The organism is Lentzea sp. NPDC004782, from assembly GCF_040609115.1.
Lineage (GTDB): Bacteria > Actinomycetota > Actinomycetes > Mycobacteriales > Pseudonocardiaceae > Lentzea.
The window spans coordinates 178,867-194,016 of sequence record NZ_JBEXJN010000008.1 but is presented as its reverse complement, the minus strand read 5'-3'; the positions used below and the strand labels follow the sequence as shown (position 1 = coordinate 194,016).

The 15,150-nt window shown below is 69.0% G+C and carries 11 protein-coding genes; 8 read left to right on the top strand and 3 right to left on the bottom strand.

Features of this window, described 5'->3' with window-relative positions; all coding sequences use genetic code 11:
• Window positions 1–207: 207 nt before the first annotated feature.
• Window positions 208–2,862: a glucosidase gene (locus tag ABZV40_RS10490; protein WP_355438295.1), complete on the bottom strand. Its 2,655-nt coding sequence runs from the start codon at window positions 2,860–2,862 to the stop codon at window positions 208–210.
• A gap of 136 nt (window positions 2,863–2,998) precedes the next feature.
• Between ABZV40_RS10490 and ABZV40_RS10485 the strand changes: the two genes are divergently transcribed.
• Window positions 2,999–5,035, top strand: a complete 2,037-nt coding sequence (locus tag ABZV40_RS10485) for a hypothetical protein (protein ID WP_355438293.1) — start codon at window positions 2,999–3,001, stop codon at window positions 5,033–5,035.
• Here the strand turns inward: ABZV40_RS10485 and ABZV40_RS10480 are convergent.
• Window positions 4,986–6,404 carry a M20/M25/M40 family metallo-hydrolase gene (locus ABZV40_RS10480; protein WP_355438291.1) on the bottom strand — a complete coding sequence of 473 codons (1,419 nt, stop codon included), beginning with the start codon at window positions 6,402–6,404 and terminating at the stop codon, window positions 4,986–4,988. The genes ABZV40_RS10485 and ABZV40_RS10480 overlap by 50 nt on opposite strands.
• Window positions 6,405–6,759: 355 nt before the next feature.
• Between ABZV40_RS10480 and pdhA the strand changes: the two genes are divergently transcribed.
• The 7 genes from pdhA (at window position 6,760) to ABZV40_RS10445 (ending at window position 14,173) form a co-directional block, all read left to right on the top strand.
• Window positions 6,760–7,956 (top strand): pyruvate dehydrogenase (acetyl-transferring) E1 component subunit alpha, encoded by a 1,197-nt coding sequence (gene pdhA, locus ABZV40_RS10475; RefSeq protein ID WP_355438289.1) that lies wholly within the window; start codon window positions 6,760–6,762, stop codon window positions 7,954–7,956.
• A complete protein-coding gene (locus tag ABZV40_RS10470) occupies window positions 7,956–8,981 on the top strand; it encodes an alpha-ketoacid dehydrogenase subunit beta (protein ID WP_355438287.1) in 1,026 nt (341 codons plus the stop codon). Before pdhA ends, ABZV40_RS10470 begins: the two co-directional genes overlap by 1 nt.
• A 14-nt stretch (window positions 8,982–8,995) precedes the next feature.
• Window positions 8,996–10,360, top strand: coding sequence for a dihydrolipoamide acetyltransferase family protein (locus ABZV40_RS10465; protein ID WP_355438285.1), 1,365 nt, complete (start codon window positions 8,996–8,998; stop codon window positions 10,358–10,360).
• A gap of 261 nt (window positions 10,361–10,621) precedes the next feature.
• On the top strand, window positions 10,622–10,993 hold the full coding sequence (locus ABZV40_RS10460; RefSeq protein ID WP_355438283.1) for a hypothetical protein: 372 nt from the start codon (window positions 10,622–10,624) through the stop codon (window positions 10,991–10,993).
• Between the two features lie 319 nt (window positions 10,994–11,312).
• Complete coding sequence (locus ABZV40_RS10455; RefSeq protein WP_355438281.1) at window positions 11,313–11,546, top strand: hypothetical protein; 234 nt, start codon at window positions 11,313–11,315, stop codon at window positions 11,544–11,546.
• A 192-nt stretch (window positions 11,547–11,738) separates the two neighbouring features.
• Window positions 11,739–13,208: a carboxylesterase family protein gene (locus ABZV40_RS10450; RefSeq protein WP_355438279.1), complete on the top strand. Its 1,470-nt coding sequence runs from the start codon at window positions 11,739–11,741 to the stop codon at window positions 13,206–13,208.
• Window positions 13,209–13,252: 44 nt separating this feature from the next.
• Complete coding sequence (locus ABZV40_RS10445; RefSeq protein WP_355438277.1) at window positions 13,253–14,173, top strand: MerR family transcriptional regulator; 921 nt, start codon at window positions 13,253–13,255, stop codon at window positions 14,171–14,173.
• Window positions 14,174–14,319: 146 nt separating this feature from the next.
• On the opposite strand, the gene ABZV40_RS10440 is transcribed toward ABZV40_RS10445, so the two are convergent.
• Window positions 14,320–15,048, bottom strand: coding sequence for a hypothetical protein (locus tag ABZV40_RS10440; RefSeq protein WP_355438275.1), 729 nt, complete (start codon window positions 15,046–15,048; stop codon window positions 14,320–14,322).
• Between the last annotated feature and the right edge of the window lie 102 nt (window positions 15,049–15,150).

Below are 15,150 nucleotides of genomic sequence, written 5' to 3'. Positions count from 1 at the left end.
AACGGGATACTGCCACTCGGGTGACGTGGTGGACAGCACGTGCGTGTTACAGGCCACTCCAACGCAACAATTTTGTGTGAAATCCGCCCTATCCGCGCAAATCATTGCGCAAATTGGGCTAGATCACACAACGTATGCACACATTGCACCCGAACGGTGACGACTCGCAACGTTCCTTGATCAGAATTTGATCACGAAAGGGCCTGTTCACCGGGAACGACCGGTCAACAGGCCCGCTACCAGCGCCGTCCAGCCCGTCTGGTGGGTAGCGCCGAGGCCCTCGCCCGTGTCGCCGTCGAAGTACTCGCTGAAGGTGACGTGCTTACGCCAAAGAGGTGACTCGGAGGCCTCGATCCGCTTGCCGTCCGACGGCCTGCGCCCGTCCTGGTCGGGCAGGAAGAGCCCGATGAGCCGGTCGCTCAGCTCGTCCGCGACCTGGCCTGCCGTGACCAGGCGGCCGGAGCGGGTCGGCATCTCGACCTGGAACGTGCCGTCGTGGAACGCGCAGACCGTCCGCAGCGCCTCGACGAGCAGCGCGTTGGTGGGCAGCCAGATCGGGCCGCGCCAGTTCGAGTTGCCGCCGAACATCGGCGTGTGCGACTCGCCCGGCTCGTAGCCCATCCGGTGCTCCTGGCCCGCGACCTTGACCTCCAGACCTTCGCGGTGCGCGGCGGAGAGCGATCGAATCCCGTGCGGCGAAAGGAACTCGTGCTCGTCGAGCATCCGGTGCAGCACGCGCCGCAGCTTGTGCTCGTCCAGCAACGACACGAACGCGCCGCGCTCGTAGTGGAACGTGATGAACTGCCGCAGCTCGGGCCTTCTCTTGAGCAGGTGGTCGAGGCGTCTCGTGAACCCGTGCAACTCGCTGAGCACCCACGGCTCCAGGACCGCCGACGCCAGCAACGGGATCAGCCCGACCATCGACCGCACGCGCACCGGCTCGGACTCGACGCTGCCGTCCGGACGGCGCCGCGAGACCCGGTCGTAGCAGAAGCCGTCCTCGTCGTGCCAGATGCCGCCGCCGTCCGAGCCGAAGTGCGTGAACGCCTCCGCGATGGACAGGAAGTGCTCGACGAACTTCGTGGCAACGTCCTCATAGGACTCGTCGTCGCGCGCGAGCTCCAGCGCGATCTGCATGAGGTGCAGGCTGTAGGCGGCCATCCACGAGGTGGCGTCGGACTGCTCCAGCCGCCACTCGCCCAGCATCGGCTCGGACCGGTTGACCGGCCCGATGTTGTCCATGCCGAGGAAGCCGCCCTCGAACAGGTAGCTGCCGTCGGCGTCCTTGCGGTTGACCCACCACGAGAAGTTCAGCAGCAGCTTGTGGAAGATCTTCGCGAGGAACTGCCGGTCCCTGCTGCCGTCCGCCCGGTACACCTGCAGCGCAGCCCACGCGTGCACGGGCGGGTTGACGTCGCCGAACTCCCACTCGTAGGCGGGAATCTGGCCGTTGGGGTGCATCATCCACTCACGGCAGAACAGCAGCAGCTGCTCCTTCGCGAACGCCGGGTCGACCAGCGTGAACGGGATCGTGTGGAACGCGAGGTCCCACGCCGCGAACCACGGGTACTCCCACTCGTCCGGCATGGAGATCACGTCGGCGACGTCGAGGTGCCGCCAGTGCACGTTGCGCGCCTCGGGGGTCCTCCTGCTGGACGGCGCCTCCGGCTTGGTCGGGTCGCCGTCGAGCCAGTCGCGGGTCCGGAACCGGTAGTGCTGCTTCGTCCACATCAGCCCGGCCAGCGCGCGCCGCAGCACGTGCTTCTCCTCGGGCCCGGCCTCCGGCGCGATGGCGTCGTGGAACTCGTCGGCCTCGAGCTTCCTCGCCTGGAGGGTCTCCTCGAAGCTCGGCCCGAACGGGTCCAGGTGCCCGTCGCCCCCGACGAGCCTGAGCCTGATGGTCACCGTCTCGCCCGGCTCCACGGGGTCGAACGAGTACCAGGCCGCGAACTTCGTGCCCGCCACACCCGCGTCGTCCGGCCCGGCGACCTGGCAGGTCGACGTGCTGCCGTGCACGACGTAGTTGCAGATGCCGTCCTTGGTCCACGGCGACGGGTTGCGCTCGGCCCCGAAGAGCGACATCTCGTTGCTCTCGTTGTCCGTCATGAGCATCGACGGCGTGCCGTCCAGGTGCAGCGTGTACCGGCCGAGGTTGCCGTGGTCGGCCGTGACCCTGCGCCCGGTGGCGGTGCTGGCGACGAGCCGGCACGGCCGCTGGTCCCGCCCCCACGCCCACGTGTTGCGGAACCAGAGCTGGGGCAACAGGTGCAGCGGCGCGTCCTCCGGCCCGTGGTTGGTCGCCCGGATCTCGACGCAGATGTCGTCCGTGTCGGCCTTCGCGTAGGTCACCTCGACGTCGAAGAACCGGTTCTCGTCGAGCACCCCGGTGTCGGCCAGCTCAGGCTCGCGGTTCTCCCGCCCCGCGTTGCGCGCCATCTCCCGGAGCTGCCCGTACGGGAACTCCCGCTGCGGATACCGGTAGACCACCTGCATCCAGGAGTGCGTGGGCGTCCCGTCCGTCACCCACCAGTGCTCCTTGACGTCCTCACCGTGGTTGCCCTCGCTGTTGGTGAGGCCGAAGTACCGCTCCTTGAGGATGGGGTCGTTGCCGTTCCACAGGGCGACGGCGAGGTTGAGGAACCCGTGGACGTCGCAGATCCCCGCGATGCCGTCCTCGCCCCACCGGTAGGCGCGCGCACGGGCGTGGTCGAACGGGAACGACGCCCACGCGTCACCCTCGGGCGAGTAGTCCTCACGGACCGTGCCCCATTGGCGACCCGACAGGTACGGCCCCCACCGCCGCCACGGCGAAGTCGGGTTCTCCGACTCCGCGAGGCGCGCCCGTTCCGCTTGTTCGCCCATCGGCCCAGTGTGGGACACCAGGTCAGACAGCTGGTCGGGTCCACGTCTTGTCTGAGTTATTCCTCACTAAAAGCGAGGTGGAGCGTGACCTGAACGGCGCATTTCGGTCGCATCCGAACGAGCGGACCATGCGGGGATGGCGCGTGACGACGACGAGGACGCGGTCTTCGAGTGGGCGGTGCAGGCCGCGTCGGAGGAGCACGCCCCCGACAACGACGAGATCCGTGTGCTGCGGGTGGCCAAACCGCTGATCATGGCATCCGCGTCGGCCCAGCGGGACAACTACGTCGCCGCCCGCCGGTCCGCCACCAAGGCCACCACCGTCGGGTGGGCCGCTCGCCGGGTCGTGTTCTGGCGGTGGGGTTTCGTCGTGGTGATACCCGTGTTGACCTGGACGTTGGTGGGTGTGATCTACGAGCGGAGCCCGGTGCTCCCTGGTGACTGGCGCCTCGTGGCGCTGGTGCTCGGCCTCTCCCTCGCCGCGCTGGCGTTGTCGTCCGCGGGTTATGCCGGGAAGGCCGTCGCGCGCTGGTGGGCTCTCGCCGGTTTCATCGCCGGTGCCTACGACTTCCTGGCGTTCGGCGAGCCCGTCTGGAAGCAGGTCCTCTTCCTGGTCCTGGTTCTGAACATGGCCCGGCAGATGCAGGCGGTGCTGCGCACGGTCCTCCCCGCCAGGCGCGCCATGGCCAAGCTCGCCGCGGTCGAGCCGGCGCTGGCCGAGTGGCGCGCGGCGGTGCTCAACGACGGCGTGCTGCCCGTGTTGCGCGCCGAGCGGGCCAGCAGGCAGGTCGTGCTCGGCAACGAGCTGGCGTTCACCGATTCCCACCGCCTGCTCAAGGGCGGTTCGATGGTCGGCCATCAACCCGTGCGGGCCGGCTGGGAGCTGGCCGCGCTCGTCGACACCCTCGACGCCGGGAGCCTCGCCCTCGCCGGGCCTCGCGGAGCGGGCAAGACCAGCGTGCTGCGGGCGTTCTGCCAGGGCGCCTACCGGAAACCCGACCAACCGGCGGATCTCACGGTCCTGGTCGCGGCGCCGGTCGACTACGTACCGAGGGAGTTCGTTCTGCACCTGTACGCGCGCGCCTGCCAGGCGGTGCTCGCGCACCTGCGCAATGTCGACGAGCAGGTGGTGAAGCGAGCTGGACGGCGCGACTGGTGGTGGGAGTCGCCGACTGGTCCGGTGCTGCTCGCCAGGTCCGCCCAGCAGGGGCTGCGCGACATCGCCTACGTGCAGACCCACAGCGGCGAGTCGAGCGGGAAGATCGGGTTCCGCGGCGTGGAGATGGCGTTCAAGCGTGGCGTCAGCCTGACGGGCCGTCCGGCGACGTTCCCCGAGGTGGTGGACGACTTCCGCCAGTTCGTCCGCGCCGCCGCGAAGGCGCTGGCGCCGGCCCGCGTCGTGATCGCCATCGACGAGATGGACCGGATCGGCGCCGGTGAGCCCGCGCGCAGGTTCCTGAACGAGATCAAGGCGATCTTCGACGTGCCCGGCTGCTACTACCTGATGTCCGTCTCCACCGAGGCCCAGCACGACTTCGAACTGGCGGGCAGCGGGTTGCGCAGCGTCTTCGACAGCTCCTTCGACGAGGTCGTCCGGGTGGACTACCTGGACTTCGACCTGGCGCGGGCTTTGATCAGCAGGTCGGTGGAGGGCCTGCCGGAGTCGTTCGTGGCGCTGGCCTACGCCTTCTCCGGAGGCCTGGCCCGCCAGCTGACCAGGTCGGCGCGCGCGATCGTCCGGCAGCAACCGGGCACGCGGCTGGAGGTCGTCGCCGCGAACCTGGCCGCCGACGAACTCGACAGGGTCTGCAAGACGACCGGCGACGCGTTGACCGCGGTGGAGAGCGGCGACGGTGTGACGGGACTGCTGCGCGTGCTCGCCGACCCGTCGGACGACCTGCGCGGCTTCCGAAAGGCGATCCAGGACTCCTACACCGGTGAGGACGCCCCGATCAGTAACCTGCGCGACCTCGCGGCCGCGCGGGTCGAGTTCCTCGCGGTGGTTCGCGACCACTTCGCCGACGACCTGGCCGAGGTCGTCCCCGCGCAGGTCAACGCACTCGCGAGAGCGCGCAGGTACGCGGGGAGCAATCCGGCGACAGGTTTGGCGCTGCTGGAGGAGTTCAGCGCTGCGACGCCTGGGCGTCCAGCACCAGCGCCACCGCCTCCGTGATCCGGGCCGCGTGCGCCAGGTGCAGCCACTCGTCCGGCACGTGGCAGTTCGAGTCCGGCCCGACCGCGCCGGTCACCAGGAACTGCGCGTCGGGGTACGCCTCGTGCAGCAGTCCCATGAACGGAATCGACCCGCCGAGCGACACGGTCCGCCACGGCGAACCGAAGACCTCCTTGCCCGCGTCGTCCAGCACGGCCGAGAGCCACGGCGCCAGCTCCGGCGCGTTCCACCCGTCAGCAGCCTCGATGCGGGAGAGCTCCACCGTCGCGTTGTAGGGCACGTCGGTGGTCAGGCGCTGCTTGACCGCCTCCAGCGCGGCCGCGGAGGACGCCGTCGGCGGCAGCCGGAACGACAGCACCAGCGAGGTGAACGGACGCAGCACGTTGCCCGCGTCGTCCGGCGACGGCAGGCCGTCCGCGCCGGTCACGGACAGCGTCGGCCGCCACCCGGTGCCCAGCGCCTGCTCGACCTCGTCGGCGGACATCGGCTGCAGGTCGCCGACCCGCGGCACCGGGCCCCACAGGGCACCCGGCGCGGCCTCGACGGCCTCACGGACCTCGGCCAGCCGGTGCGGCGGGATTTCGACGTGCATCTCCGGCACGAGGATCTCGCCCGTGACCGAGTCCTCCAGCCGGTCCAGCAGCACGCGTGCGATGCGGAACGACGACGGCACCATGCCGGACGACATGCCCGAGTGCAGGCCGCCCTCCAGCACCCGCACGGTCAGCGTGACCTGCACCAACCCGCGCAGCGACGTGGTCAGCCACATGCGGTCGTAGTCGGAGCCGCCGGAGTCCAGGCACACGACCAGCGACACCCGGCCGAGCCGTGAGGACAGGTGCTCCAGGTAGGCGGGCAGGTCGGGCGAACCCGACTCCTCGCCGGTCTCCAGCAAGACGACGCAGCGCGAGTGCGAGCCGCCCGCTGCGCGCACGGCTTCGATTGCGGCGATTGCGGCATAACCGGAGTAACCGTCATCTGCCGCGCCACGGCCGTAGAGACGTCCGTCACGCAGTACGGGTGTCCACGGACCGAGTCCTTCACCCCACCCGCCCACCGGCGGCTGCTTGTCGAGGTGTCCGTAGAGCAACACCGTGTCGTCGCCCGCGTTACCGAACGCCGGCACGTCGATCACGAGAAGAGGCGTGCGTCCCGCCAGTTGGACGACGTCCAGGACGGCTCCTGGCAGCGCGCGCGACTCGATCCACGCGCGCACGTGCGAGATGGCGGCGGCCAGCTCGCCGTGTTCTTCCCAGGCCGGGTCGAACGCGGGTGAGATCGCCGGCACGGCGACGAGCTGAGACAGGCTCGGGACGATCTCGGAGTCCCAGAGCGTCCGGACGGTGCTGGTCACGACTGAACGGTCCACCGCTCGATCCTGTCACGACTCCGCCTCTGCCCGCGTCCGCGACCTTGTCCGCGGAGGCCTCTGCCGAAGTTAACGATCGGTAACCGGGACAGCGACGTCCGGTAATCGGACGTCCTAGTCGGAGGGCAAAAAGTCGAACCTCCGACTGTTGTCGCTGATCAGAACGTTGACCCGTGTGTTACGAAGTGGGACGGGTCTCACCAACACGGGTGAGGCCGTGTCAGGATGTGGTCGTAAGCCACCGTCACCGTCGACGGCTGCCTCCGGCCCCACAGGGTTGGCGGGCGACCGCCGGCGTCGCCGCACGAGGTCGTCACGAGCGATCAGGCGGTCGGAGAGACAGAGGAGAAGGCGCATGTCGTCCCCTGAGCAATGGACGCACCCGGAGCCGGATGCAGCGCCGGCCGCCACTGCCGCAAAACCGACAGCGGAACAGGTGATCGCAGGCTTGCGAGCAACAGACGAGGGCGGCGCAGACCTGGTGCAGCTCCTCACCCCCGAGGGTGAGCGGGTGACGCACCCCGACTTCGACATCGACATCTCGGCGGAGGAGCTGCGCGGCCTGTACCGCGACATGGTCCTGATCCGCCGCGTCGACCGCGAGGCGAACGCGTTGCAGCGCAAGGGCCAGCTCGGCATCTGGGTGCCGCTGCTCGGCCAGGAGGCCGCGCAGATCGGCGCCGGCCGCGCGATGCGCCCGACCGACATGGCGTTCCCGAGCTACCGCGAGCACGGCATCGCGTGGACGCGCGGGATCGACCCGACCGAGCTGCTGGGCATCTTCCGCGGCACCGATCAGGGCACGTGGGACCCGGTCGAGAAGCGCTTCCACCCGTACACGATCGTCATCGGCAACCAGGTCCTCAACGCGGCCGGGTACGCGATGGGCCAGAAGTTCGACGGCAAGGTCGGTGACGACGACGGCGAAGCCACCATGGTGTTCTTCGGTGACGGCGCCACCTCCCAGGGTGACGTGCACGAGGGCTTCGTGTGGGCCGCGGTCTACGACGCGCCGCTCGTCTTCTTCTGCCAGAACAACCAGTGGGCCATCTCCGAGCCCACCGAACGCCAGTCGCGCCTGCCGCTGTACCAGCGCGCCCGCGGCTACGGCTTCCCCGGCATCCGCGTCGACGGCAACGACGTGCTCGCCACGCTCGCCGTCACGCGCTGGGCGCTGAACGAGTGCCGCCACGGCAACGGCCCGATCCTGATCGAGGCGTTCACCTACCGGATGGACGCGCACACCACCTCCGACGACCCGACCCGTTACCGGCTGTCGGACGAGCTGGAGATGTGGAAGCTCAAGGACCCGATCGAGCGGGTCAAGGTCTACCTGGTCCGCCAGCAGTGGGCCGACAGCACGTTCTTCGAGGGTGTCGAGGCGGAAGCCGACGCGCTGGCCGAGAACCTGCGCGAGTTCTGCGTGAACATGCCGGATCCGCCCGCGGAGCGGATCTTCAGCAACGTCTACGCCGAGGGCAACCCCGTCCTCGAAGCTCAGCGCGACGAGTTCCTCGACTACGTCTCGGGTTTTGCTGGAGGTGAGCACTGATGGCTGCTCCGACGATGGATCGTTCGACCGCTGCGGCTCCGGCGACCCCGGTGCAGACGCTCACGATCTCCAAGGCGCTCAACATGGGCCTGCGGGCGGCCATGGAGGCCAACCCCAAGGTCATCATGATGGGTGAGGACATCGGCAAGCTCGGTGGTGTCTTCCGGATCACCGACGGTCTGCAGAAGGACTTCGGTGAGCAGCGCGTGCTCGACACGCCGCTCGCGGAATCCGGCATCATCGGCACCGCCGTCGGCCTCGCGATCCGCGGCTACCGCCCGGTGTGCGAGATCCAGTTCGACGGCTTCATCTTCCCCGGCTTCGACCAGATCGTGTCGCAGGTCGCGAAGCTGCACTACCGCACGCAGGGCAAGATCAAGATGCCCATCGTGATCCGCGTGCCGTTCGGTGGCGGCATCGGTGCCGTCGAGCACCACTCGGAGTCGCCCGAGTCGTACTTCGCGCACACCGCCGGCCTCAAGGTCGTCTCGTGCTCGAACCCGGCCGACGCGTACTGGATGATCCAGCAGGCGATCGACTGCGACGACCCGGTGCTGTTCTTCGAGCCCAAGCGCCGCTACTACGAGAAGGGCGAGGTCGACACCACGGCCCAGCCCGGCCCGCTGTTCGCCTCCCGCGTGCTGCGTTCCGGCACGGACGCGACGTTGGTCGCGTACGGCCCGATGGTCCGCACGTCCCTCGACGCCGCCAACGCGGCCGCTGAGGACGGCACGTCGCTGGAGGTCATCGACCTGCGTTCGCTGTCGCCGCTCGACCTGGCGCCGGTGTTCGAGTCGGTGCGCCGCACCGGCCGGCTGGTCGTCGTGTCCGAGGCGCCGTCCGAGTCCTCGATCGCCAGCGAGATTGCAGCCAAGGTCCAGCAGGAGTGCTTCTACTCGTTGCAGGCACCGGTGCTGCGGGTGACCGGTTTCGACACCCCGTACCCGCCGTCGAAGCTCGAGGAGGAGTTCCTCCCCGACCTCGACCGGGTGCTGCACGCCGTCGACCGCTCTCTCGCCTGGTAAGGGGACCTACGGAAATGCCGCAGTACAAGCAGTTCCCCCTGCCCGACACGGCTGAGGGGCTGACCGAGGCCGAGATCCTCACCTGGCACGTCAAGCCGGGTGACACCGTCACGGTCAACCAGATCATCGTCGAGATCGAGACGGCCAAGGCGGCCGTCGAGCTGCCGTGCCCGTGGGCAGGCGTCGTGACCGAGCTGCTCGCCGAGCCCGGCCAGACCGTCGAGGTGGGCGTTCCGATCATCACGATCGACACCGACCCCGGTGGCGCCGCGGCACCCGCCGCTCCCGTCGCCGCCGAGGCGAACGGCACCTCGTCCGGCAAGATCGGCGAGGAGATGCCGGGCGGGCGCATCGCGACGCTCGTCGGCTACGGCCCGAAGTCCGGCACGGCCAAGCGCCGCGCGCGCAAGGACACCCCGGCCGCCGCTCCGGCTGCCGTCGTGGCTCCGCCCGCGCCTGCTCCCGTCGCGGCACCTGCGCCCGCTGCCCCGGCGCCGGTCCAGGCTCCCGGTGGTTACGTGCCGCTGGCCAAGCCGCCGGTCCGCAAGCTGGCCAAGGACCTCGGCGTCGACCTGTACGCGCTGACGGGCTCCGGCCCCGACGGCGTGATCACGCGCGAGGACGTCGAAAGCGCCGTCGCCGCACCCGCTCCCGCAGCCCCGTCCTTCGTGGACAACGGCTCGCGCGAGCGGCGCGTGCCGATCAAGGGCGTCCGCAAGGCGACCGCGCAGGCCATGGTCGACAGCGCGTTCACCGCACCGCACGTCACCGAGTTCCTCACGGTCGACGTGACGCCGATGATGGAACTGCGCGCGCGCCTGAAGAACGCACCGGAGTTCCGCGGCGTGAAGCTGACGCCGCTCGCGTTCTGCGCCAAGGCCGTCATCCTCGCCGCGCGCCGCACGCCGGACGTCAACGCGACGTGGGACAGCGCGGCCAACGAGATCGTCTACAAGGACTACGTCCACCTGGGCATCGCGGCCGCCACGCCGCGCGGCCTCGTGGTGCCGAAGGTCCGCGACGCCGACCGCATGTCGCTGAAGGAGCTCGCCGTCGCACTCGACGAGCTCGCCACCGTCGCCCGTGACGGCAAGACCGCGCCGGCCGACATGATGAACGGCACCATCACGATCACCAACGTCGGCGTCTTCGGCGTCGACACCGGCACGCCGATCCTCAACCCCGGTGAGTCCGCGATCCTCGCGCTCGGCGCGATCCGCGACATGCCGTGGGTCGTCGACGGCGAGATCAAGGTCCGCAAGATCTGCCAGCTCGCCCTGTCGTTCGACCACCGCGTGGTCGACGGCCAGCAGGGCTCGCAGTTCCTGGCCGACGTCGGCGCGCTGCTGGCCGACCCCGGCATCGCGATGACCTACTGAGGTTGTTGACGTGGTGGGGGGCTCTTGGGCTCCCCACCACGCATCTTCAGCCAGTCCGGCGCTTCTTCGTAGGTCTCCATCACGACGTCCGTCAGGTGGACGTCGCGCATCCACGCCCATTGGTACTCGGGGAAGCGGCCTCAGAAAGAGCTCGCACTTGCTCATCGAAGTGCCCTCGATGAAGAGGAAACCGAGCGACCGCAGGTCCTCGGTGGCGGCGAGCACGTCGGTGAAGTCCAGCGAGCTCTCGGTGAGAGAGCAGTGCTCGATGCGGACCGCGCCCGTGTTCAGCGTCATGTCACGGCCGATCAAGTGGCTCTTGCTGAAGTTCGAGCGGTAGAAGTACAAGGCGCGGCCGCTCAGTTCGGCTCCGCGAAAGTCGAGCGTGGACTCGGACACGTTGCAGCCCACGAACTGTGCGTCCACGGTGAAGAGCGCGTCGTTGAAGTTCACTGTGGTCTCGATGAACGTCGCACCGTGAAAGCTCGCGGTGCACTGGAACGCAGTGCGTTCGAAGGATGTGTTCGCGCCGGTGAACACGGCGCCGTCGAAGATCACTTCGCCTTCGAAGGTCCGCTCGCTGAAGTTGGCGTCCTCGAACGTCATGCCGCTGAAGTCGAAGGTCAGCGATGACCACGACCCCGGTCGGCGGTGCGTGCCGAGCCGTTCGCGAAGGGCGCGGAAGATCTTGTCGCTCATCTCCGCGTTGCGCTCGTCGGTAGCCAGCTTCAGGTGGTCGATCAGCGCGTCGACGCACGTCTGCCGCTGTGCCTCCCAGTCGTCGGCGAGACCGGCCATCGCCGAGACGCCTGCGACGCGCAGGCCGAGCTGCTCACTGCTGAGCAGCTCGGCTGCGACCTTGAAGCGTTCGTTGAACAGCTTGGTGCGCTCGCGTTCCTCCTGGTTGAGCGCGTGCGCGTGGGCAGCCTCGGTCACGCGCTGCTTGCGGTAGTTGACCGCCAGCGCGACCACACCGCCGAACCCGGCGACGACTGCCAGCCCGATCTTCAGCAGGTCGAGCATCTCCGTCGTGCTGAACGCCGCCTGCTTCGGCAGTTTCGGCCAGCCCAGCAGCCACAGCAGTCCGCCACCCGCCGCTGCGGCCACGAGCACCGCGATCAGCAGCCAGCCCAGAATCGACATCCAGACCGGGACCTGGGCCTCGCGCCTGGTCCGCCGACGTTGACGAGCCGGCAGGCCGAGGCGCCGGACCAGCAACAACAGCCACACCACGGCCAGCGCCCCCGCCGCCACGTACTGCCAGGTGATCGAACCCACGCAGGTGATCGTGCCGCAAAACCCGGTATGCGAGTACGCGCGGATGTCGATCCGCGTGCCCCTCGTTCGACGCGGGGACATGAACAAGCGACTTTCTCTGTTGATCGCCGCAGCCCTGCTGGCGAGCCCCATCGGTGCGGCTCAGGCGTCCCAAGCCGGCCTCGTGCGGACCGACTCCGGTCCCGTGCGCGGCACCGTGCTCGCCGATCGCCAGCTCTACCAGGGGATTCCGTACGCTGCCCCGCCGGTGGGCGAGCTGCGATGGCGTTCGCCGCAGCCGGTCACGCCGTGGACGACACCTCGTGACGCGACCAAGCCCGGCCCCGTCTGCGCGCAGTCGGCCGGTGCCGGTTCGCCGAGCAGCAACGAGGACTGCCTGTACCTCAACGTCACCACGCCGTCCACACACGGCCGCAAGCCGGTCATGGTCTACCTGCACGGCGGCGGCAACAGCTACCTGTCGGGCGACGGCTTCAACCCGCGCCCGTTGGTCGTGCAGGGTGACGTGGTCGTCGTGACGATCAACTACCGGCTCGGCTTCTTCGGCTTCTTCGGCCACCCGGACCTGCCGGACTCCGGCGCGTACGGCATCGAGGACCAGCAGGCGGCCCTGAGGTGGGTGCAGCGCAACGCCGCCGCGTTCGGTGGAGACCCGCGCAACGTCACCATCTTCGGTGAGTCAGGTGGCGCGTTCGACGTGTGTGCGCACGTGACGTCGCCGAAGTCGCGTGGCCTGTTCCAGAAGGCCATCGCGCAGAGCGGCGGCTGCTCCATCACGTGGGGTGCAAACGGCGTGATCCACGACAAGCCCGCCGGCGCGCCCTGGATCGCCAGGGACGCGGCCGCTGCCGACGCGGTGGCCATCTCGGCCCGGCTCGGCTGCACGGACGTCGAGTGCCTGCGTGCGTTGCCTCCCACGGTTTTCACCGCCATCGACCGCGGCGTGACGCCGGTCGTGACCGGCAACAGCGTGCTGCCCGTGAACCCCGTCGACGCGTTGGAATCCGGCCGGTTCAACCGCGTCCCGGTGATCTGGGGCAACACCCGTGACGAGGGCAGGCTTACGTCCGCGACCGTACCGGAACCGTTCGACTACAACGGTTTGCTGGAGCAGTCGTTCGGGGCGGAGAAGGCGGCGAAGATCGCGGCTGAGTACCCGGCGGGCGACTCCGCGCGTCTTGCCTACGGCGCTGTGCTCACCGACGGCGTGTGGGCGTGCCACCAGCTCACCGACGACCGGCTGCTTTCGCGCTACACGCCGACGTACGGCTACGAGTTCGCCGACCGCACCGCGCCGCTCGGCTGGTTCAAGGACCTCTTCCCCGCGGGCTCCCCGGCCGGTGCCTGGCACTCGTCCGACCTCGCCTACTTCTTCGACATCCCGACCTTCGACCTCAACCCCGCTCAGCAGCAGCTCGCGTCGACGATGATCCGCGACTGGACGACGTTCGCGCGGACGGGCAAGCCGGGTTGGGCGCGCGGCACCGTCCAGGAGTACTCACTGGAGCACGTCGGCCCGATCAACGGGCTGACCAGGCACAACTGCTCGTTCTGGAACTCGATCGGTTAATCGGGTTTGACTCTCCAGTCACTGGAGGGTTCAGAGTTGTCCCCGTGACGCGCTACCAGATCGGCGAGCTGGCCAGGATGACCGGCCTCACCGTCCGGACGATCCGGTTCTACTCCGACCAGGGCCTCATCCCGCCCACCGCCAGAACGGTCGGCGGCTACCGGACGTACGACGGTGAGGCGGTCGCGAAGCTCAAGCTCGTCCGCACCCTGCGGGATCTGGGTGTCGACCTGCCGACCGCCGGGCGGATCCTCGCCCGCGAGGTGACGGTGACCGACGTGGCGCGGGCACATGCGGAAGCGATCGACGCGCAGATGAGGACGTTGCGGCTGCGCCGTGCCGTGCTGCGCGCCGTCGCCAAAGGAGGGGAGATGGAACTGATGAACGAGTTGGCACGCATGTCGGACGAGGAGCGCCAGCGCATCCTCGACGACTTCTTCGAGGAGGTGTTCGGGCCCTACGAGCTGGATCCGCAGTTCGAGCAGCGCATGCGGTCCGTGCGGATCGAACTGCCGGACGACCCGACGACCGAGCAGCTGGAGGCGTGGGTCGAGCTCGCGAAGCTCGTGCAGGACCCGGACTTCCGTGCCTCGGTGAAGCGGATGTCCCAGCGGCACGAGGAGTTCCGCCGCAACGGCCAGGACATGAGCCCGCCGGCGGACAACCAGATGGAGGCGTTCAACTTCGCGATCGCCCAGGCGCGCGCGGCACTCGACGCCGGCATCGCGCCGACGTCCGACGCCGCTCGCGAGGTCGTGGACCGCGTGAACGCCAAGTGGGCGGAGTCGCTCAACCTGCCGAACGACGAGCAGCTCGTCGAACGGCTGCGCGAGCTCTCCGACTTCGCGGACCCGCGTGCCGAGCGGTACTGGGTGCTGATCGCGAAGATCAACGGGTGGCCGGCCGTGCCGGACCACTCGGCCGAGCGCGCCTGGCTGCGTGAGGCAGGCCAGCCCTTCGGCTAGATCGACCAGATGTGACCTGCGAGAACCAGCTGGGCGCCCAGCTCGTTCCCGTGGCAACGGGTCTGCTTGATCCAGCCCTTTACCGCGCCATAACCGCGACACGCGATGTTGTGCGCGGCCCGCCGGCGCAGGGGAACGGCGGGCCGTCACCCCAGCCCCTTCACGACGTTCCGCAGCTCGGCCTCCTTGCGGTACAACGTCGGCACCGCCTTGGTGACCTTCGCCAGCAACACCGTCTGGTCCACCGGTGCCACCGCGTCCCACGTCAATCCGCCGGGCTTGGACAGCTGGTCCACCAGCCCGATGGCCGTCTTGGCCGTGTCGGCTGCGACCGTCAGCTCGGCCTTGCTCGCTTTGAGCGGTTGCGCTTCCACGGCTGCCGCCGCCTCGGTGATCGCCCGCACCTGTCCGGGCAACGTGCAGGGCACGTCCGGTGAGTGCAGCCCCTTGTGCCCCTCGGTGGCCTCGTTGTCGGCCGCCTTCACCTGGTCGAGGAAACGCGTGCCGTTGGCGACCGGAACCGCCAGCCCGTCGGCGATGAGGGCGGCGTTGACCAGTTTCCCATCCATTGTGGACAGTGCGGCGAGCTGGCCCTCCCGCACCACCGTGACCGCGGTTCCTTCCGGCAGCAGCTCGGTGAGCCGTTTCCGGGACTCGTTGTGCAGACACTCGTCCGCAGCCGGCGCGTCCACGTTCACGAGACGCATCGCCGTGACGCGATCACCTTCGCGCACCTCGACCGTCTCCGCGTCCACCACGCGCACAACACGACTGACCGCCACCGGCTCGGGGCGGTCCACGACCGTCACGACGTAGGCACTGCCCGCGGCACCGGCCAGAACCGCGGCGGCCATGACGTACACATTCGGGAGCATCTCGATTCCCCCTAACGCCGATCCACTGGGCTGATCGGAGCAGCGGTCCTCGGTGTTACTCCACGCGTTCGCGGATTTACCGTCGGCTAACCAGCGCGATCT